Consider the following 19,013-nt stretch of genomic DNA (forward strand, 5'->3'; position numbering starts at 1 on the left):
GGTAGGCTGAATCCGTGAGCAGGCGATTCAGTGAACGGGCATGGGCCGATGAGGCTGTCCGCAAGATCAACGCGGAAAACAACCGGTCGGCCGACACCCACCTCTATTCGGTGCCGCTGCCCGGACACTGGGGCGTCCAGCTGTACCTCAAGGATGAATCCACGCACCGCTCCGGCAGCCTGAAGCACCGGCTGGCACGTTCCCTCTTCCTGTTCGGACTGGTGAACGGGTGGATCCACGAGGGCACCACCATCGTGGAGGCGTCCAGCGGCAGCACCGCGGTCTCCGAAGCGTACTTCGCACAACTCCTGGGCCTGCCGTTCATCGCCGTGATGACCCGCACCACCAGCCCGGAAAAGATCGCCCTGATCGAACAGTTCGGCGGCGCCTGCCTCCTGGTGGACCATGCCTCAGAGGTGTACGCGGCAGCGGCCGAGGTGGCTGCCACGAGCGGCGGCCACTACATGGACCAGTTCACCTACGCCGAACGCGCCACCGACTGGCGGGGCAACAACAACATTGCCGAATCCATCTTTGAGCAGCTGGCGCTGGAGGAGCATCCGGTCCCCCGCTGGATTGTGGTGGGGGCCGGAACGGGCGGGACCAGCGCCACGATCGGCCGCTACCTCCGCTATCACCGCCACGCCACGTCCCTGGCGGTTGTCGATCCGGAAAACTCCGCCTTCTACCCCGGCTGGCGGAGCGGCGCTGCGGACTTCAGCACCGGAATGCCCTCCCGGATCGAGGGGATCGGCCGGCCCCGCATGGAGCCAAGCTTCGTCCCCTCCGTGATCGACCACATGATCCAGGTTCCCGACGCCGCGTCGGTGGCCGCCATGCGGCACCTGCACACACTGGCAGGGCTGCACGCGGGGCCGTCCACGGGCACCAACCTCTGGGGTGTCTGGCAGCTCGTGGCCCAGATGGTGGCGGACGGCGAACGGGGCAGCATCGTGTCACTGATGTGCGACGGCGGTGACCGGTACGCCGGCAGCCACTACAGCCCAGCGTGGCTGGCCGCGCAGGGACTGGATCCGCAGCCGCACGAGGACACGCTGAAGGTGTTCTTCGAGACGGCTATCTGGCAGCCCTAAAGCTCCACGGATTCCCGGCTGGAGAGGTGGGTGTATTCGGTTCCGTACCTGGCCCCGATCCGCTTGACGTGACCCTCCACCAGGCCGAGGCCGGTGTCATTCAGGAGCCCGTCGTGGATGGCGAAGGCCCGCTCCGCGCGGACGCCGATGACAAAGTCCACCACCTCGCTGACCTTGTTCCACGGGGCATGGACCGGGACAAGGAGAGTACGCACGCTGATGCCGTCCGGGATGATGAACGAGTCGCCCGGGTGGTACACGTTCTCGTCCACGAGGTAGCCGATGTTGGCGACCACCGGAATCTGGGGGTGGATCAGCGCGTGCTGGCCGCCGAAGCTGCGGATCGCGAAGCCTGCGGCGTCGAACGCGGTTCCCGGTTCCACGGCGTGCACCCGGCCACCGGCATCCGGCGCTTCCTTGCGCACGCTCTGCGCCACGCCCTCCGGTGCGAAGAGTTCAAGCCCGCCATTGTCCGCAAGCGCGGAGGTCACCGCGGGAACATCGATGTGGTCGGCGTGCTCGTGCGTGATGAGGACGGCGTGTGCGCCGTCCAGCGCCTCGGCGGTTTCGGAGAAGGTCCCCGGGTCCAGGACCAGCACCTGGCCATCCTTTTCGAGCCGGACACAGGCGTGCGTGAATTTGGTCAGCTTCATGAAGCAAGCCTAGGGACGGCCCCGATCAGTGTCCACGCGGCTCCGGCTGGTAACGTTAAAGCCTGCCATTACCCGGAAGAAAAGCGAGTTCATTCATGCCACAACGCACCAGCGCTGACGGCAGACCACAGGCACCTTCGACGGCGGCCGGCGGGAAAGAGCAGCGCGTCACCAAGCAGCGGATCGCCGTAAGCGCCGCCCTGGACGAACTCAATGACTTCGTGAGCACCCAGGAGCTGTACCGGATCCTCCAGAACAAGGGTGTCTCGGTCTCCCTGGCCACCGCCTACCGGATCCTGCAGTCACTGGCCGACGAGGAACTCGTGGACGTGCTGCGCAACGGCGACGGCGAGGCCGTCTACCGCCGTTGCGCCGTGACGGTGCACCATCACCACCTCCTCTGCCGCAACTGCGGCAAGGCCGTGGAAGTGGAGGCCCCCGCCGTCGAGACCTGGGCCGCGCGGACCGCGCAGGAGCACGGCTTCACGGAAGTGGCCCACACGGTTGAGATCTACGGCCTCTGCCCCGACTGCTCCGCACGCAAGGCCTCCGCGCAGTAGGAACCGGGCGCAGTAGGAACCGAGCGCACTAGTCAGCGCGCCTACAGAATTCAGGCGGTCCGCATGACCCGGCCGTTGAGGCCGCGCCTGGCGCGGACGGTGCCGATGACCCTGCACACCACGTAGATCAGGAACGACAGCGTGGTGACGTAGGGGCTGATAGGGATGCGGCCCCCAAGGGCGAGCAGGATTCCCCCCACTGTCGCAGAAACGGCGAACACCACGCTGAGCAGGACAACGAGGCGCGGCGAGGACGTCACCCGCAGGGCAGCGGCCGCCGGAGTAATCAGCAGCGCCAGAACCAGCAGGGCACCCACGATCTGGATCGACAGCGCCACGCTGACGCCCAGGAGCACCATGAAAACCAGGGCCAGGGACCGCACGGGAACACCGCGGGCCTCGGCCAGTTCGGGATCAACGCTGGCGAAGCTCAGCGGGCGCCAGATGACGCACAGCGCCGCCATCACGGCCACGGCGGTGCCCGCCAGCACCTGGAGCTGGACGGTGTCCACGGACACAATCTGCCCGGTGAGGAGGCCGAACTTATTGGCGGCCCTGCCCTCGTAGAGCGACAGGAAGAGAATGCCGAGCCCGAGGCCAAAGGGCATGATCACGCCGATGATGGAGTTCTTGTCCCGAGCCCGGACGCCCATGAGCCCGAGCAAGAGCGCGGCCGCCACGGACCCCACCAGGGAGCCGAACACCACGTCGGTGCCGATCAGGAGCGCGAAGGCCGCGCCGGCGAACGACAGTTCGGAGATTCCGTGGACGGCAAACGCCAGGTCGCGCTTCATCACGAAAGTCCCCACGAGGCCGCCGAGGAGCCCAAGCACCGCACCGGCCCACAGCGAGTTCTGCACCAGCACCAGCAATTCGCCGTAGTTCTCGAAGTTGAACACAGACTGCAGGATTGATTCCAGATCCATCAGGAGCCCTCCCCGGCAGCGGCGTGCGCGTCGTCATGATGGTGGGTGGTGGCGTCGGGCAGACCGACGACGACGATCCGGCCGTTGGCATGGATCACTTCCACGTTGCTGTCGTAAAGGTCGGAGAGGACCTCGGTGGTCATGACCTCGTGCGGCGTTCCCACGCTGAACCGGCCGCCTGCCAGGTACAGGATGCGGTCCACGTAATCGATGATCGGATTGATTTCGTGGGTCACGAACACCACGGCGCTCTTCCGGTCATGGCACTGCTTGTTGATGAGTGCGCTGACGGCCTGCTGGTGGTGGAGGTCCAGCGACAGGAGCGGCTCGTCGCAGAGCAGCACCTTCGGGTCGGTGGCAAGGGCCTGGGCCACGCGGAGACGCTGCTGCTCACCGCCGGACAGCTGCCCGACGGGGACTTTGGCATAGTCGCTGGCCCCAACCAGGTCCAGCAGTTCATCGATCCTGCGGTTGGCTTTGGCCGTACCCAGCCGGATTCCCCAGCGGTGCCCGTCGACGCCCAGGCCCACCAGGTCGCGGGCCCGCATGGGGGTGTCAGGCAGGAAGGGCTTCTGCTGCGGGATGTAGCCGATCAGCCGGCTGCCCCGCTCTACAGGATGGCCGCCGAGGCTCGCGTGACCGGAGTGCAGCTCCTGCAGCCCCAGCAGGACCTTGAGGAAGCTGGTCTTGCCACTGCCGTTTGGCCCCAGCACTGCGAAGAACTCCCCCGGATTGATGTCCAGGTTCAGGTCTTCCCAGAGCGCGCGCCGGCCGAACTTCAGGGACGCCTGTTTCAGGCTGATGACTGGGTTCAACGCTGGCTCTTCAGGGCTTTGCTGACGTTTTCCACGTTGTCCGCCATCCATTCCAGGTAGGTCTTGCCGTCCGGAAGTGTTTCAGTGAAGTCCACCACCGGCGTTCCCGCGGCGCTGGCGGCGTTTTTGACGGCCTGGGTCTGCGGGCCTTCTGTCTGTTCGTTATAGGCGAGGAAACTGGTGTCCCTTGCGGCCACCGCCGAGGTGGCAGCCTTCAGGACGGCCGGCGGAACGTCGGCGCCTTCCTCCACGGCGGCCGTGTACTCGGCAGGAGTGCGGTTCTCAAGTCCCGCCGCTTCCAGCAGGTAGAGGGGCACCGGTTCGGTCACGGCGACGCCGGCACCGCCGTGCGAGGTCTTCATTGCGGAAATCTTACTCTCAAGCTTTGCGAGACCGGACTTGAACTCGGCGGCGTTGGCAGTGAACTGGGAAGCTGACGCGGAGTCGAGCGCGCCGAGCCGGGCCGCCACGGCGTCGGCGAGATGTGTCATGGCATCAAGGCTGTACCAGACGTGCTCGTTGAAGTTGCCGTGGTCATGGACGTGCCCGTCCTCCGCGTGGGCGGACTCTGAGTGGGCGGAGGCCGGGCCAGCCGGTTCCGGGCCCAGACCGGACACGTCTACGGCACTGATGATGTTCTCATGCGGCACATTGCTGTCATCCGCCAGGGTGTGGATGAAGTCGTCGTAGCCGCCCCCGTTTTCCACCACCAGCTTGGCCTTGGATACGGTCAGCCGGTCCTGGGCGTTGGCCTCGTAGGAGTGCGGGTCCTGGCTCGGACGCGAGATGATGGCCGAGACATTGACCTTGTCCTTGCCGATGGCCTCAACGATGTCCCCGTACACATTCGTGGACGTTACGACGGTAATGCGGCCGCCGGCGTCTGCACTTGGAGTAGAGGCCGCCGGCGAACCACAGCCGGTGAGGAGCAGGCCGAAGCCGGCCACGGCGGCGGTCAGGAAGATGCGGGCGTTGCTGGGCACGGAAATACCTCGGTTCTGGACAGGTCAGGTTGCGGGGAGGGGCAACCCCTCATCGAGTGTACCGCTAAATAGGAATGATTCCTATTTAGAAAACGCCACGGCGGACTCGGCCGGGGCACCCTCGCGGCTATTCGCCGTCGGGACTGCCCAGCCGCCGGATGCCCTTGGCCTGGGTCGCATCCCGGATCTCCCCCACGAGCTGCTCGATCACGTCTTCCAGGAACAGCACTCCTTCGGTCTGGCCGCCCGGCCCGATGACGCGCGCCAGGTGCGAGCCGGAGCGCTGCATCACGGACATCGCCTTTTCTATCTCGTCGTCGCGCGAGAGGTTGGCCAGCGACCGGATGCGGCTCTCCGCGATGGGCAGCTCATAACCGGATTCCGGGATGGCAAGCACATCCTTGATGTGGAGGTAGCCGGCCAGCAGGCCGTCGTCATCCAGCATCGGGAAGCGGGAGAAGCCGGTGCGGCTGACAGCTTTTTCAAACTCCAGCGGGGAGGTCGATGACCTCAACATGACCAGCCGTTCCAGCGGGACCATGACACTGCCGGCGGTGTACTCCGAAAATTCGAGGGCCCCGGTGATCAGGCCGGCGTCGTCATCCACCAGGCCATGCCGCGTGGACTCCTGCACGATGGACTGAACCTCCTCCAGCGTGAACGTGGAATTGACCTCGTCCTTGGGCTCGATGCGCATCAGCTTCAGGATGTGGTTGGCGGACCAGTTGAGCGCCGCGATGACCGGGTTCACGATCCGTGCAATGAACATCAGCGGCGGAGCCAGGAGCAGCGCTGCCTTGTCGGCAACGGAGACGGAAATGTTCTTGGGGACCATCTCCCCGAACGTCACATGCAGGAACGTCACCAGCATCAGGGCCACAGCGAACGCCGAGACGTCGGCAATCTCCGTCGGCACCCCCAGCCCGGCAAGAGGCACAGCCAGCAGGTGGTGGATCGCCGGCTCCGCGACCAGCAGGATCAGCAGCGAGCACACGGTGATACCCAGTTGGGCGCATGCCAGCATCAGTGAGACGTTCTCCATGGCCCGCAGCGTGGTCTGCGCGCGGAGGACGCCCTCGTCCGCCAGCGGCTCAATCTGGCTGCGGCGTGCGGACATGACCGCGAACTCCGCAGCCACAAAGAAGGCGTTGCCCAGGAGCAGCACCACCAGCCAGATCAGTCCTGCCCAGTCGCTCATGACCGGCCGCCGTTCCCGGACTTGCCGTTGCCGGGCTTGCCGCCGTTCCCGGATTTGCCGTGATTGGCGGCGCTGTCCCTGGGCTCATGGTGTGGCCGGAAGCAGATCCGGTCGATGCGCCGGCCGTCCATCCTCGTAACACTGAGCGTTCCGCCGCCCGCCTCCACGGTATCCCCAACCTCGGGAATCCGGCCAAGCTCGCTCATGACATACCCGCCCACCGTCTCGTAAGCGGCCTCGTCGGGAACGGCGAGGCCCGGAATCTGTTCCGAGAGCTCGTCCGGCCGCATCAGGCCCGGGAAGTACCAGTCACCAGAGGCGCTTTGCAGCAGCCCCGGCCGGACCTTGTCGTGCTCGTCGGCCACTTCGCCCACGATTTCCTCGACCAGGTCCTCCAACGTGGCGATGCCGGCAGTTCCGCCGTACTCGTCAAGCACCACGGCCAGCTGCAGGTTCCCTTCCCGCAGTTCGGCCAGCAGGGCGTCCAAGTGGATGGTTTCGGGCACCCTGAGGACGTCCGTCATGATGGCGCCCGCCTCAAGGTTCCGCCGCCGGTTCGGGGGAACTGCGATGGCCTTCTTGACGTGCACCAGCCCGCGGATATCGTCCGCAGACTCACCAATGACGGGGAACCGCGAATACCCGCTGCGGCGGGCCGCGTCGATGATGTCCGAGACCCGCTGGTCGGCGTCGATGGTTTCAACGCGGATGCGCGGTGTCATCACGTCAGCGGCGCTGCGGCCCGAGAAGTTCAGCGTGCGGGCAATGAAGTTCGCGGTCCCGGGATCGAGCGTGCCCATGGCCGCGGACCTGCGTACCAGGGAGGCAAGCTCCGCCGGCGTGCGCGCCCCGGAGATCTCCTCCTTGGCCTCCAGCCCGAAGATGTTCAGGACCTTGTTCGAAAAACCGTTCAGGACCACGATGGCGGGCTTAAAAATGGCGGTGAAGACCAGCTGCGGCCGCGCCAGGGCACGGCCGATGCGGAACGCCAGGGCTATGGCCATGTTTTTGGGAACGAGCTCGCCCAGGAGCATCGAGAGCCCCGTTGCTATGACCATCGCGACCACAAGGGAGACGGAACCGGCCACCGGCTCGGGGATCCCGACGGCGGCAATGGGCGCCTCGAGCAGCGCCCCGACGGAGGGCTCCATGACGTAACCCGTCAACAGCGTGGTCATGGTGATGCCGAGCTGGCAGCTGGACAGCTGCGTGGACAGGGATTTCAGGCAGCTGAGCAGCGGCACTGCGGCGGCGTCGCCGTCGTCAACGGCACGCTGCACCGTGGGCTGGTCCAGCGCAATAAGGGAAAATTCGACGGCGACGAAGAAGCCTGTTCCGAGGATGAGCAGCAGTCCGGCCGCGACAAGGAGCCACTCCATCATGGGCCAGCCGGAAGTATTCGGCTGCAGTGGCCCGGGCCAGTGGGTTTGCCGGCGCTGTGGTCGGGCTGTGCGGCGCTGACCGCGCTCCGCTGAAGCCCCCCAGGCCGGCACCTGGATTTACCGTCCATGGCACCTATATCTACTGTCCATAAGGATTGCAGTCTACAGGAGCAACGCACGGCCACAGAGGACTGAAGGGGCTCATCCGGCCCGTCCGGAACGGCCGTCCGGGCACGGTGGAAAAGGACACTGTTCGGGGCTCGTTTGAACGCCATTTCGCCATAATTCGGGCGGTACATGATTTGGGTCACCCTTATTGGCAGTTAACCCTGAACGGTCATTAGACTGGCAAAGGTCTGGGTTCATAGGACACAGAAACTGGTTCGATCGTTGTGCCGTGGCACCTTAGGCGACCAGAGGGAAATCAAACTCATGGAAGAGGCGTATTTCAAGTGCCAGAGCAGCCTAGCCACCGTCTGCCAGAGGAATTTGGTGGAAACGAGTGGCTCGTTGACGAACTGTACGAGCGTTACCAGCAGGACAAGAACACGGTTGATGCCAAGTGGTGGCCGCTGTTCGAATCATTCGACAGCGGCAGCGGTCCATCTTCCAACGGCGTGCCGGCAGTGACGTCACCGGCGGCCAATCCGGCTACCCGCGAACTGCCTGTTGTCACTCCCCCGGCGCCCACAAAGGCACCGGCATCCGCTACTCCCGCGGCCCAGGCGCCTGCGGCAGCTCCGGCATCGGCGCCGGCGGCAGCCCCCGCCCAGCCCGCACCTGCCAAGAAGGCTCCGGCAACGGTAGCCCGCGACGGCGCGAAGAAGACCGAGGCGGGCACCGGCGCCCAGCCTATCCCGGCCCAGCTGCCGAAGAACGTCAAGGCTCCCACCGCCCCCGAGGAAGACGTCGTATCCGTCCTCCGCGGACCGGCCAAGGCCATTGCAACGAACATGGTCACCAGCCTCGAAGTGCCCACGGCCACCAGCGTCAGGGCGGTCCCGGCCAAGCTCCTGATCGACAACCGGGTTGTCATCAACTCCAACCTGGCCCGTGCCCGCGGCGGCAAGGTGTCCTTCACCCACCTCATCGGCTACGCCGTTGTCCGGGCGCTGTCCCAGTTCCCGTCCATGAACGTGTACTACGACGAGGTCGACGGCAAGCCCGTCGCGGTCCAGCCGGCACACGTGAACTTCGGCATCGCCATTGACATGCCCAAGCCGGACGGCACCCGCCTTCTGATGGTTCCCAACATCAAGAAGGCCGAAACCATGAACTTTGCGGAGTTCTGGCACACCTATGAGGACCTCATCAAGCGTGCCCGCAACGGCAAGCTGACGGCAGACGACCACGCAGGCACCACCGTGTCGCTGACCAACCCGGGCGGCATCGGCACCGTGCACTCCGTGCCCCGCCTCTCGAAGGGCCAGGCCGCCATCATCGGCGTCGGCGCCCTCGACTACCCGGCCGAATGGCAGGGCGCCAGCGAGAAGATCATTGCCCAGAACGCCATCAGCAAGATCCTCACGCTGACCTCCACGTATGACCACCGCGTCATCCAGGGTGCAGGCAGCGGCGAATTCCTCAAGCTCGTCCACTCCCTGCTCCTCGGCGCGCAGGACTTCTACGACGAAATCTTCGAAGCGCTGCGCATCCCGTATGAGCCTGTGCGCTGGAGCCCGGACCTGCAGGTGGACCCGGCCGACCAGATCAACAAGGTCGCCCGCATCCAGCAGCTGATCCACTCCTACCGCGTGCGCGGCCACCTCATGGCGGACACCGATCCCCTCGAGTATGTCCAGCGCAAGCACCCCGACCTCGACGTGCTCACCTACGGCCTCACGCTGTGGGACCTCGACCGCGAGTGGCCCACTGGCGGCTTCGGCGGCAAGCCGATGCTGAAGTTCCGCGACATCCTCGGCGTGCTCCGGGACGCCTACTGCCGCACCACCGGCATCGAGTACATGCACATCCAGGACCCAGCCGAACGCAAGTGGTTCCAGGACCAGTTGGAGCACCCGTACTCCAAGCCGAGCCGCGACGAGCAGCTGCGCATCGTCTCCAAGCTGAACGCCGCAGAGGCTTTCGAGACCTTTCTGCAGACCAAGTTCGTAGGCCAGAAGAGGTTCTCGCTGGAAGGCGGCGAGTCGCTGATTCCGCTGCTGGACGCAGTCATCTCCGATGCAGCCGACGACGGTCTGGACGAGGTTGCGATCGGCATGGCCCACCGCGGCCGCCTGAACGTACTGACCAACATCGCCGGCAAGACCTACGCCCAGGTGTTCCGCGAGTTCGAAGGCACCCAGGACCCTCGCTCCGTGCAGGGTTCCGGCGACGTCAAGTACCACCTCGGCACCGAGGGCACGTTCACGTCGGACAACGGCAAGGAGACCAAGGTCTACCTCGCCGCCAACCCCTCGCACCTCGAGGCCGTGGACTCGGTCCTGGAGGGCATCGTCCGCGCCAAGCAGGACCGGCTGGACCAGGGACAGGCGTTCCCTGTGCTGCCCATCATGGTCCACGGCGACGCGGCCTTCGCCGGCCAGGGTGTTGTGGCGGAAACGCTCAACTTGTCCCAGCTGCGCGGCTACCGCACCGGTGGAACCATCCACATCGTGGTCAACAATCAGGTCGGCTTCACCACCGCACCGTCCTCCTCGCGTTCGTCCACGTACTCCACGGACGTCGCCAAGATGATCCAGGCTCCGGTCTTCCATGTGAACGGCGACGACCCCGAGGCAGTTGTCCGCATCGGCCAGCTCGCCTACGAGTTCCGCCAGCGGTTCCACAAGGACGTTGTCATCGACATGGTGTGCTACCGCCGCCGTGGACACAACGAGGGCGATGACCCCTCGATGACGCAGCCGCTGATGTACAACCTCATCGAAGCCAAGCGTTCCGTCCGGAAGCTTTACACCGAATCGCTGATCGGCCGCGGCGACATCACCGAGGAAGAAGCCGAGCAGCTGCTCCGCGACTACCAGGAACGCCTCGAGCGCGTCTTCGCCGAGACCCACGCCGCCCAGACGTCCCCGATTCCGATCATCACGGCCGATTCGGCTGCGGTTTCGGACATCGAGCGCCCCCAGGCCCAGCAGTCGGACATCGGAACGAACGCCCCGGCGTCCACGGCGATTTCCGCCGACACCCTCGCCCGCATCGGCAAGGCCCACGTGCAGATCCCCGAGGGCTTCACCGTCCACGCGAAGCTGAAGCAGCTGCTGGAGAAGCGTGAGCAGATGTCCCGTGAGGGTGGCATCGACTGGGGCTTCGGCGAGATTGCCGCCTTCGGGTCCCTGATCATGGAAGGCGTGCCCGTACGCCTTGCCGGCCAGGATTCACGCCGCGGCACGTTCGTCCAGCGCCACGCCGTGTTCCACGACCGCGCCAACGGCAACGAGTGGCTGCCCCTGGGCAGCCTGTCGGACAACCAGGCCAAGCTCTGGATTTACGACTCCCTGCTGTCCGAATACGCTGCCATGGGCTTCGAATACGGCTACTCGGTGGAGCGCCCCGACGCCCTGGTCCTGTGGGAGGCGCAGTTCGGTGACTTCGTCAACGGCGCGCAGACCATCATCGATGAGTTCATCTCCTCGGCCGAGCAGAAGTGGGGCCAGCGCTCGTCGCTCGTGCTGATGCTTCCCCACGGCTACGAAGGACAGGGCCCGGACCACTCCTCGGCCCGGATCGAACGCTTCCTGCAGATGTGCGCCGAGGAAAACATGATCGTCGCCAACCCGACGACGGCGGCATCGCACTTCCACCTGCTGCGCCGCCAGGCCTACAGCCGGCCGCGCAAGCCGCTCATCATCTTCACGCCGAAGCAGCTGCTGCGCCTCAAGGCCGCTGCCTCGTCCGTGGAGGATTTCACCACCGGCGGTTTCCGCCCGGTGATCGGTGACCATGAGCAGCTGCCGGCGGACGCCGTCGAACGCGTTCTCCTCGTCTCCGGACGTCTGTACTACGATCTTCTGTCCACCCGGCAGAAGACCGGCGACAAGACGACGGCGATCGTCCGCGTGGAGCAGCTCTACCCGCTGCCGCAGGCGGAGATCGAGGCCGAACTGGCCAAGTACCCGAACGCGGAAGTTGTGTGGGCGCAGGACGAACCCGCCAACCAGGGTCCGTGGCCGTTCATGGGCCTGCACCTGCCCACCGCCCTGGACCGGAAGGTGCGCCTGGTTTCGCGCCCGGCTTCGGCTTCCACCGCGGCCGGCTCCATGAAGCGCCACGCTGCGGAGCAGGACACGCTCCTGAAGCAGGCATTCGCCCGTAAGTAGCAGAACAGCTGCCCGGCCGGACGGTGACATACCGTTCCAGCCGGGCAGTTCTGTTTAATCGGCGTGAGTTAATGGACCTTTAGGCTGGCATGCAAACGGTCCGTATCCGGGACACGCCCTCCCAACAAGTGAAGAGGTAGTAGTGGAAGACAGGAAGCTGCGGATTGCGGCTGTTGGAGATGAACTGCTGGCCGGGCTCGGCGATCCCCGGGCGCTGGGATGGCTGGGCCGGGTGCTCGCCCGCACTCCGCAGGACGGCATGACGGTGGAGAGCTTTTCCCTTCCGTGCCCCCAGGAAGGAACCGAGGGCCTGGCCGCGCGCTGGCTCGAGGAGGCCGGCCGCCGGTTCGCCGACAACCACGAGAACCGCCTGGTCATCGGGCTCTCCGGCCGGGACATCGAGTTCGGGCTCTCCACTGCCCGGAGCCGGCTCAATCTCGCCAACATCCTGGATTCAGCCACGCAGAAGCGGCTCGAGGTCTTCGTCGTGGGGCCGCCTCCCACCCTGGATCCGGTGCAGAACCGCCGCCTCGGTGAGCTGAACACTGCCTTTGCGGACGTAACCACCCGGCGCAAGCACCTCTACGTCGACACGTTTTCACCGCTGCTGAACCACGAACAGTGGCGCCAGGACCTCGCCGCCAACGGCGGCACGCCCGGGCAGGCGGGCTACGGGCTGATGGCATGGCTCGTCCTCCACCGGGGCTGGTTCCAGTGGCTGGGGATGGACACCCCGGAGTAGGAAAACCCACTCGCGATATATCTTGATCTTCAGACGCTTGCGGACTAGCGTGTCTTTCACAGTCACGATATATCGCAAGTGGAGGCAATGATGGAAGAGAACTCCTGGACCGTCACCGGCCCGCAGACCATGGACGTCGACGGCGTCTCACACCTTAAGGTGGGCATCGTTCGCGGCAGGCTCGACATCGTCACGCACGATGAGGCAGCCGTCCGGATCGAGGTATCGGACGTGCACGGGGATCCGCTGGCCGTGTCAGTGACCGGCGGCCGCCTTGAAATCCGCCACCAGCTGCATGGGCCGCAGGGATGGTTCAAGAATCTGATGGATTCGGTCAACAACAGCAGCGACAATTCCGTGGTTATCAGCATCGCTGTCCCGGCCGGCGTCGAGGTCGAGGCAGGCACCGTCAGCGGGGACGGACTGGTCTCGGGCGTCCACGGCCGGACACGGCTGAGCACCGTGACCGGATCCCTGCTGGCAGACGGGACCACTGGTGAACTGCACGTCAACACCGTCAGCGGCGAAGTGATCGCCCGCAACCACAGCGGCGTCCTTACGGCCAAGAGCATCTCAGGCGAGGTCACGGCGTCCGGCCAGTTCAGCAATATCCGGGCCAACACCGTCAGCGGCGACATGGGCTTTGACCTGCACGGCTTCACCCACGACTTCGGCGCGAACTCGGTCTCCGGGGACCTCACTGTCCGCGTCCCGCACGACGTCGGCGTGGACATCGTTGCCCAGTCGGCCACAGGTCCGGTGGTCATCGACGACCGGAAGTATGGCCACCCTGGCGGCAAGGTGCAGACCATCTCGGGCCCGGACGCCAAACTCATGCTGGTCCGGACCAACTCCGTGTCCGGGAAGACGTCCATTTTCCACGGCCAGGCACCGGCCACGCCGGAACCGGCGCTCTGATGCCTCCCGTCTTTGCCCACGGCGCGCTCCGGCTCTATCTGCTGGCGCTCCTCGAGACGGGGCCCAAGCACGGATATGAACTCATCAAGGCGCTCAGCGACCGGTTCGGCGGCACCTACTCCCCCAGCGCCGGCACCATCTATCCGCGCCTGGGCAAGCTGGAGGAGGAAGGCCGGGTGTCCACGGAATCCCAGGGGCGCCGCACCAACTACCGCATCACCGCAGCGGGTCTGGCTGAGCTGAACAGCCGGCGCGAGGAGCTGGAGACCGTTGAAAACGACATTGCGGCATCCGTCCGCCGGCTCGCCGATGACCTTCGCCCCGACATCCGCAGCAACATGCGCGGGCTGCGCGCGGACCTCGCGGCCACGGCGGAATCGGCACGCAGCGCGGCCAGGTCGGCGGATCCGGCCGGCCCGGGCCGCTACACCGCAGAAGGGCAGCGCATGCTCAAAGAAGCGGAGATGCTGCTGCAGGCGTTCCGGGACGACATGCGCGCGGAGCTGCGCCTGCACACCAGCGCCCGACCCTTGACACCGGTGGCCCTGGAAACCGTGCGGACCGTGCTGGATCAGGCCCGGGTCTCGATCCGGAACTCACTGTAGGCGCGGTCCGGGCACCGCGTCCCGGTTCCCTGCCCCCACACCGCCGTCGGTTCGCAGCCGGTCCGCTGATATGGGAGACTGGAGGGCAACTCTTTTGGGTAACGAAATTAAGGAGGCCAGCTATGAGCAAGCGTGCACGTAAGCGTCGTGACCGTAAGCGTGGCGGTGCTAACCACGGGAAGCGCCCCAACACCTAAGCCACGGCTTGAACCGAAGCTTAAACGCGATGCCCCCGCTACCAGCAAGGTAGCGGGGGCATCGCGCTTAAGTCATGCAACCGTCAGGCGTCCACCGGCCGTATCGTGTGAATCCGCTGCAGGATGGCGTTCTTCAGGTTTTCCGGAGCAGCCTCGGTACAGGAGCGCTTCACCACTTTCCGAATGACGCACTCCAGATCGTACTGCTGCGTGCATTCAGGGCACTCGTCCAGGTGCTGCTTGATCTCCGCAAGGTCGCTGCGGGTCAAAGCCCCGTCCAGGTACTCGTAGATGCGCTGCATCCTGGTGTCATCGCAATCGCCCAATCCCTGGCAGTCGCTCATTTCCCGTTCTCCTGTTTGTTGCTTTCCGTTGCCGCCGTGGCGTCTGCAGCAGCTTTGAATCCCCGGTCGGCGGCGTAGTCCGCCAGCTCGTCCCGCAGCATTTTCCGGCCCCGGTGGAGCCGGGACATCACAGTACCGATGGGGGTGTTCATGATGTCCGATATTTCCTTGTACGCGAAGCCCTCCACGTCGGCGAAGTACACGGCCAGCCGGAACTCCTCCGGGATGGCCTGCAGGGCCCGCTTGACGTCCGAATCAGGCAGGTGGTCCAGGGCTTCGGCCTCCGCGGACCGCAGACCGCTGGAGGTGTGGGACTCGGCACGTGCAAGCTGCCAGTCCTCGATGGTGTCCGAATTCGACTGCAGGGGTTCCCGCTGCCGCTTCCGGTACAGATTGATGTAGGTGTTCGTCAGGATGCGGTACAGCCAGGCTTTCAGGTTGGTGCCCGGCTTGTACTGGTGGAACGCGGAGAACGCCTTGGTATACGCCTCCTGCACGAGGTCCTCGGCATCGGCCGGGTTCCGCGCCATGCGCATGGCCGCCGAATAGAGCTGGTCCACGTACTGCATGGCGTCACGCTCAAACCGGGCCCGGCGCGCTTCGGCGCTCTCCGAGCCGACGTCGATATCCTCTGCCGCTTCAGCGGCGGGTGACGTGCCAGTCTTCGGGATGCCGTTGGCGGCGTCCTCCTGTATGCCCTGCAGGGCCGGATCCACGGTGCTCATTGCGCTCAAGTCTACTTTGATCGTGGCTGACCGCTTCTGACGGCGTGCCGTGCCGTAGAGTGCCGTGCTGGAGCGTGCCGCCCCGTAGTCCGGGCCGGCGAAGACGTCCGGGCCCGAGAGGGCATTTCCGCCCTCGAGCGCCTGGGCTTCCGGCACCACAAACGGACGCATCCTGGCGGGACTTCGCACCCCCACAGCTTCCTTCACCAAAGTCAATGCTCCATCTCCACTCCGCTTATTAAGACCGCTTGCTCAGGCCCGCGCTCGTGCGGCGGTCCGTGCTCTTGCCGGTTCCGGCCTTTCCCCAGCCGCCGCTGAACACCGGAAACCGCACAGGACACCGCCTGCTGGCTGCTTCCGGCCTGAACTACACAACGACGCGCGGTGGGCAAATATTCCGCAAAGGTGCAAGACTAGAACCGACTCCGCCGCGGCCACCGCGGCTCGGCCATCCAGGAGGAAATTCATGTCCGTTGTCCGCTTTTTTGCCCGGCCGATGCTGGCCTCAAGTTTCATCCTCGCCGGAACGGACAAGCTCAGGAATGCGGACGACACCGCACAGCAACTGTCGCCCCTCTTGCGCCGCGCCTCCGAAGCCCTGCCGTTCCAGACGGACGAGAAGGTCCTGGCACGGGTCATCGGCGGAGCCCAGGTGGGTGCAGGTGTCCTCTTCGCGCTCGGCAAATCTGCGCGCCTGGCAGCCTCGGTGCTGGCCGTCATCTCGGCACTGAACGCCTTCGTTGAATGGCGCAGCGCAGACATCAGCAGCAAGGAGGGCCGGGAAGCCCGCCGCAACCAGCTGCTCAAGAACATCACCCTCACCGGCGGCGTGCTGCTGGCCTCCGTGGACACAGCCGGCAAGCCCGGCCTGGCCTGGCGCGCGGAGCACCTCGCCGCCGACGCACGCAAGACCGCGAGCCACCTTGCCGCGGACGCCCGCAAGACCACCGGCAAGAAGCTGCACAGCGCCGACAAGGCTGTCCGCAACGCCGACAAGGCAGTCCGCCGGGCTGTTGACCACGCGGTGGGGGCATAAGCAGGAATGACGGCTTCACCCATGGGCGCGTCCGCTGAGACCTCCGGCGCAGCTCCGCACTGGCCCGCGCCGTTTGCGGAGCAGCCGGTTGACGCCACCGTCCGCGTGCCGGGCTCAAAGTCGCTGACCAACAGGTACCTGGTGCTCGCCGCGCTGGCCGACGGGCCGTCCCGGCTCCGGGCGCCGCTGCACTCCCGCGACTCAGCGCTGATGATCGAAGCCCTGCGCCAGCTGGGCGCGGACATCCGGGAAGTGCCGGGCGACGGCGCCTTCGGCCCGGACCTGGAGGTGACGCCGATTCCGGCCAACTCCGGCGGTGCCGACGTCGCCATCGACTGCGGCCTGGCCGGAACCGTCATGAGGTTTGTTCCGCCGCTGGCGGCGCTCCGCAGCGGTTCCACCGTTTTCGACGGCGACCCCCACGCCCGGGCCCGGCCGATGGGGACCATCATCGAGGCACTGGCAGGCCTGGGCGTGGCCGTCAGCGGCGACGACGGCGGCATGCCCGCTTCGCTGCCGTTCCGCGTCGAAGGCACGGGGCAGGTCCGCGGCGGCCACCTCGTCATTGACGCCAGCGCGTCCTCGCAGTTCGTCTCCGCCCTGCTGCTGGTGGGGGCACGCTTCGCGGACGGCCTGCACCTTCAACACGCCGGCAGCACCGTACCCAGCCTGGACCATATCAACATGACCATTGCCGTGCTGCGCGGCGCGGGCGTGGTGGTGGATGACTCCACGCCGAACCACTGGATAGTCAGCCCCGGCCCCGTCCGTGCGTTCGACCAGCGCATCGAGCAGGACCTGTCCAACGCCGGCCCGTTCCTGGCCGCTGCCCTGGCGACGGGCGGCACTGTACGGATTCCGGACTGGCCGGAGCCCACCACACAGGTGGGCGACATGTGGCGCAGCATCCTCACCGACATGGGGGCAACGGTGAACCTGCAGGACGGCACCCTGACGGTCACCGGCGGCAGCGAAATCAAGGGGGCCGACTTCGCCGAAACCAGCGAGCTCGCCCCCACCGTCGCCGCACTGTGTGCACTGGCCTCCGGACCCTCCCGGCTGAGCGGCATCGCCCACCTCCGCGGACACGAGACGGACCGGCTCGCCGCGCTCGTCACCGAGATCAACCGCCTCGGCGGCGACGCCGAGGAAACAGAGGACGGACTCATCATCCGGCCCGCGGAGCTCCGCGCCGGCGTCGTGCACAGCTACGCCGACCACCGGATGGCCACCGCGGGGGCCATCCTCGGGCTGGCGGTCAGGGGTGTGGAAGTGCAGGACATCGCCACAACGTCCAAAACCATGCCGGACTTCCCCAAGCTCTGGGCGGAGATGCTCGGACAGCGTGGTGGCGCAGGCGGCAACAGCGCAGGCGCAGACACGGCAGGCGCAGCGACGGCAGGCGCCAACACCGCAGGGACCCCCGGTGGCACGCAGCACTGATTCCTGGGACGAATCCGACGTCCGGATCCGGCCGAACAAGAAGGGTTCCCGGCCCCGGACGAAGGACCGCCCCAGCCACGAGGACGCCGTGACCGGACGGATCATCACCGTTGACCGGGGGCGGTACACAGCTGTCGTAGGCGAGGATTCGGGCAACGAGCGGACGGTCATCGCCGCCCGCGCCCGGGAACTCCGCCGCTCCCCCGTGGTGGCCGGAGACTTCGTGTCCCTCGTGGGTGATGTGTCCGGTGAGCCGGACACGCTTGCCCGGCTCGTGAAAATCCAGGACCGCAAAACCCTGCTGCGCCGCAGCGCCGATGACACCGATCCCGTGGAGCGGGCTGTTGTTGCCAACGCGGACCAGCTGGTGGTGGTAGTCGCTGCGGCCAACCCGGAACCCCGCACCGGGTTCATTGACCGCGCCCTGGTGGCAGCCTACGACGCCGGGATCGAACCGCTGCTGCTGGTCACCAAGGCGGACGTCAAGGACCCCACCGGGCTGCTGGACAACTATCGCCACCTCGACTTTCCGGTCATTATCAGCCGCACCGCCGATTCCGAGGCCGGCGGCATCGACGCCCGGTCCGACGACGGCCTCTCCGCCCGGCTCGACGTTGCCGCCGTGTCCGAGCTCCGCGCCCACCTGGACGGCAAGGTGACCGTGATGCTGGGCCATTCCGGCGTCGGAAAATCCACCATGGTCAACGCCCTGACAGGCGCCGAACGTGCCACCGGCGGCGTCAACGCCGTGACGGGCCGCGGACGGCACACGTCGTCGTCGGCCCTTGCCCTCAAGCTCGCTGACGCCCCGGCGGGAAGCTGGATCATCGACACGCCGGGCATCCGCTCCTTCGGGCTGGCCCACGTCGACCCGGACCGCATCCTGCACTCCTTCCCCGACCTTGAGCCGGGCACCGAGGCCTGCGAACGCGGCTGCAAGCACGACGCCACCGCCGTCAACTGCGGCGTCGATGCATGGGTAGCGGCCGGGCATGCCGGCCCAACCGGAGCAGCCAGGCTCGCGTCCCTGCGCCGCCTGCTGGGCACCGACCCGCGCATGGAGGCTCAGGAAACCAAGGAACTCGGCAGCGTCGGCTAGCCTCCCGCGGCGC

The 19,013-nt window shown here is 66.3% G+C and carries 18 protein-coding genes; 10 read left to right on the forward strand and 8 right to left on the reverse strand.

Going from position 1 to position 19,013, the window contains the following annotated elements:
• Nucleotides 1-14: 14 nt before the first annotated feature.
• Nucleotides 15-1,094: a PLP-dependent cysteine synthase family protein gene (locus ACTHQX_RS00890; protein ID WP_440155205.1), complete on the forward strand. Its 1,080-nt coding sequence runs from the start codon at nt 15-17 to the stop codon at nt 1,092-1,094.
• On the opposite strand, the gene ACTHQX_RS00895 is transcribed toward ACTHQX_RS00890, so the two are convergent.
• Complete coding sequence (locus ACTHQX_RS00895; protein ID WP_440155207.1) at nt 1,091-1,747, reverse strand: MBL fold metallo-hydrolase; 657 nt, start codon at nt 1,745-1,747, stop codon at nt 1,091-1,093. The two genes, ACTHQX_RS00890 and ACTHQX_RS00895, sit on opposite strands and share 4 nt — an antisense overlap.
• 95 nt (nt 1,748-1,842) lie before the next feature.
• Here ACTHQX_RS00895 and ACTHQX_RS00900 point away from each other — a divergent pair, with 95 nt between their 5' ends.
• The gene (locus ACTHQX_RS00900; protein ID WP_236804021.1) at nt 1,843-2,307 is read left to right on the forward strand and encodes a Fur family transcriptional regulator; all 465 of its coding nucleotides are present in this window, start codon (nt 1,843-1,845) and stop codon (nt 2,305-2,307) included.
• Between the two features lie 50 nt (nt 2,308-2,357).
• Here ACTHQX_RS00900 and ACTHQX_RS00905 read toward each other — a convergent pair whose 3' ends face one another.
• From ACTHQX_RS00905 to ACTHQX_RS00925, 5 genes are all read right to left on the reverse strand, one after another.
• The gene (locus ACTHQX_RS00905; RefSeq protein ID WP_236804022.1) at nt 2,358-3,233 is read right to left on the reverse strand and encodes a metal ABC transporter permease; all 876 of its coding nucleotides are present in this window, start codon (nt 3,231-3,233) and stop codon (nt 2,358-2,360) included.
• On the reverse strand, nt 3,233-4,048 hold the full coding sequence (locus ACTHQX_RS00910) for a metal ABC transporter ATP-binding protein (protein WP_180987318.1): 816 nt from the start codon (nt 4,046-4,048) through the stop codon (nt 3,233-3,235). The genes ACTHQX_RS00905 and ACTHQX_RS00910 overlap by 1 nt, the downstream gene beginning before the upstream one ends.
• A complete protein-coding gene (locus ACTHQX_RS00915) occupies nt 4,045-5,031 on the reverse strand; it encodes a metal ABC transporter solute-binding protein, Zn/Mn family (protein ID WP_440155209.1) in 987 nt (328 codons plus the stop codon). The genes ACTHQX_RS00910 and ACTHQX_RS00915 overlap by 4 nt, the downstream gene beginning before the upstream one ends.
• A gap of 127 nt (nt 5,032-5,158) precedes the next feature.
• Nucleotides 5,159-6,229, reverse strand: a complete 1,071-nt coding sequence (locus ACTHQX_RS00920; RefSeq protein ID WP_440155211.1) for a hemolysin family protein — start codon at nt 6,227-6,229, stop codon at nt 5,159-5,161.
• Nucleotides 6,226-7,608 carry a hemolysin family protein gene (locus tag ACTHQX_RS00925; protein WP_440155485.1) on the reverse strand — a complete coding sequence of 461 codons (1,383 nt, stop codon included), beginning with the start codon at nt 7,606-7,608 and terminating at the stop codon, nt 6,226-6,228. Before ACTHQX_RS00925 ends, ACTHQX_RS00920 begins: the two co-directional genes overlap by 4 nt.
• 455 nt (nt 7,609-8,063) lie before the next feature.
• Between ACTHQX_RS00925 and ACTHQX_RS00930 the strand changes: the two genes are divergently transcribed.
• The 5 genes from ACTHQX_RS00930 to ACTHQX_RS00950 all read left to right on the forward strand — a co-directional run bounded on the left by ACTHQX_RS00930 (nt 8,064) and on the right by ACTHQX_RS00950 (nt 14,353).
• A complete protein-coding gene (locus ACTHQX_RS00930) occupies nt 8,064-11,891 on the forward strand; it encodes a multifunctional oxoglutarate decarboxylase/oxoglutarate dehydrogenase thiamine pyrophosphate-binding subunit/dihydrolipoyllysine-residue succinyltransferase subunit (RefSeq protein WP_440155213.1) in 3,828 nt (1,275 codons plus the stop codon).
• A gap of 142 nt (nt 11,892-12,033) precedes the next feature.
• Nucleotides 12,034-12,633 carry a GDSL-type esterase/lipase family protein gene (locus ACTHQX_RS00935; protein WP_102972034.1) on the forward strand — a complete coding sequence of 200 codons (600 nt, stop codon included), beginning with the start codon at nt 12,034-12,036 and terminating at the stop codon, nt 12,631-12,633.
• Between the two features lie 90 nt (nt 12,634-12,723).
• Nucleotides 12,724-13,551: a DUF4097 family beta strand repeat-containing protein gene (locus ACTHQX_RS00940; RefSeq protein WP_440155215.1), complete on the forward strand. Its 828-nt coding sequence runs from the start codon at nt 12,724-12,726 to the stop codon at nt 13,549-13,551.
• A complete protein-coding gene (locus ACTHQX_RS00945; protein WP_440155217.1) occupies nt 13,551-14,156 on the forward strand; it encodes a PadR family transcriptional regulator in 606 nt (201 codons plus the stop codon). The genes ACTHQX_RS00940 and ACTHQX_RS00945 overlap by 1 nt, the downstream gene beginning before the upstream one ends.
• 122 nt (nt 14,157-14,278) lie before the next feature.
• Complete coding sequence (locus ACTHQX_RS00950) at nt 14,279-14,353, forward strand: 50S ribosomal protein bL37 (RefSeq protein WP_369299106.1); 75 nt, start codon at nt 14,279-14,281, stop codon at nt 14,351-14,353.
• A gap of 83 nt (nt 14,354-14,436) precedes the next feature.
• On the opposite strand, the gene rsrA is transcribed toward ACTHQX_RS00950, so the two are convergent.
• Together rsrA and ACTHQX_RS00960 are read right to left on the reverse strand one after the other, a co-directional pair.
• Nucleotides 14,437-14,697, reverse strand: a complete 261-nt coding sequence (gene rsrA, locus ACTHQX_RS00955; protein ID WP_102972031.1) for a mycothiol system anti-sigma-R factor — start codon at nt 14,695-14,697, stop codon at nt 14,437-14,439.
• Nucleotides 14,694-15,581, reverse strand: a complete 888-nt coding sequence (locus ACTHQX_RS00960) for a sigma-70 family RNA polymerase sigma factor (RefSeq protein ID WP_440155486.1) — start codon at nt 15,579-15,581, stop codon at nt 14,694-14,696. Before ACTHQX_RS00960 ends, rsrA begins: the two co-directional genes overlap by 4 nt.
• Before the next feature lie 307 nt (nt 15,582-15,888).
• Between ACTHQX_RS00960 and ACTHQX_RS00965 the strand changes: the two genes are divergently transcribed.
• The 3 genes from ACTHQX_RS00965 to rsgA are packed head-to-tail and all read left to right on the forward strand — an operon-like array spanning nt 15,889 to nt 19,000.
• Nucleotides 15,889-16,458, forward strand: a complete 570-nt coding sequence (locus tag ACTHQX_RS00965; protein WP_111905857.1) for a DoxX family protein — start codon at nt 15,889-15,891, stop codon at nt 16,456-16,458.
• A gap of 6 nt (nt 16,459-16,464) precedes the next feature.
• Nucleotides 16,465-17,901: a 3-phosphoshikimate 1-carboxyvinyltransferase gene (gene aroA, locus ACTHQX_RS00970; RefSeq protein ID WP_440155218.1), complete on the forward strand. Its 1,437-nt coding sequence runs from the start codon at nt 16,465-16,467 to the stop codon at nt 17,899-17,901.
• Nucleotides 17,885-19,000 carry a ribosome small subunit-dependent GTPase A gene (gene rsgA / locus ACTHQX_RS00975; protein WP_395404667.1) on the forward strand — a complete coding sequence of 372 codons (1,116 nt, stop codon included), beginning with the start codon at nt 17,885-17,887 and terminating at the stop codon, nt 18,998-19,000. The genes aroA and rsgA overlap by 17 nt, the downstream gene beginning before the upstream one ends.
• Nucleotides 19,001-19,013 lie beyond the last annotated feature (13 nt).

This window comes from Arthrobacter sp. SAFR-023, assembly GCF_051965295.1.
In the GTDB taxonomy this organism is placed as follows: domain Bacteria; phylum Actinomycetota; class Actinomycetes; order Actinomycetales; family Micrococcaceae; genus Arthrobacter.

What these genes read in the sequence shown, in the direction of transcription:
- ACTHQX_RS00940 (WP_440155215.1), top strand. Translation starts at nt 12,724, where the DNA reads ATGGAAGAGAACTCCTGGACCGTCACCGGCCCGCAGACCATGGACGTC.
- ACTHQX_RS00965 (WP_111905857.1), top strand. Translation starts at nt 15,889, where the DNA reads ATGTCCGTTGTCCGCTTTTTTGCCCGGCCGATGCTGGCCTCAAGTTTC.
- ACTHQX_RS00905 (WP_236804022.1), bottom strand. Translation starts at nt 3,233, where the DNA reads ATGGATCTGGAATCAATCCTGCAGTCTGTGTTCAACTTCGAGAACTAC.
- ACTHQX_RS00895 (WP_440155207.1), bottom strand. Translation starts at nt 1,747, where the DNA reads ATGAAGCTGACCAAATTCACGCACGCCTGTGTCCGGCTCGAAAAGGAT.
- ACTHQX_RS00945 (WP_440155217.1), top strand. Translation starts at nt 13,551, where the DNA reads ATGCCTCCCGTCTTTGCCCACGGCGCGCTCCGGCTCTATCTGCTGGCG.
- ACTHQX_RS00920 (WP_440155211.1), bottom strand. Translation starts at nt 6,229, where the DNA reads ATGAGCGACTGGGCAGGACTGATCTGGCTGGTGGTGCTGCTCCTGGGC.
- aroA (WP_440155218.1), top strand. Translation starts at nt 16,465, where the DNA reads ATGACGGCTTCACCCATGGGCGCGTCCGCTGAGACCTCCGGCGCAGCT.
- ACTHQX_RS00900 (WP_236804021.1), top strand. Translation starts at nt 1,843, where the DNA reads ATGCCACAACGCACCAGCGCTGACGGCAGACCACAGGCACCTTCGACG.
- rsrA (WP_102972031.1), bottom strand. Translation starts at nt 14,697, where the DNA reads ATGAGCGACTGCCAGGGATTGGGCGATTGCGATGACACCAGGATGCAG.
- ACTHQX_RS00925 (WP_440155485.1), bottom strand. Translation starts at nt 7,608, where the DNA reads ATGGAGTGGCTCCTTGTCGCGGCCGGACTGCTGCTCATCCTCGGAACA.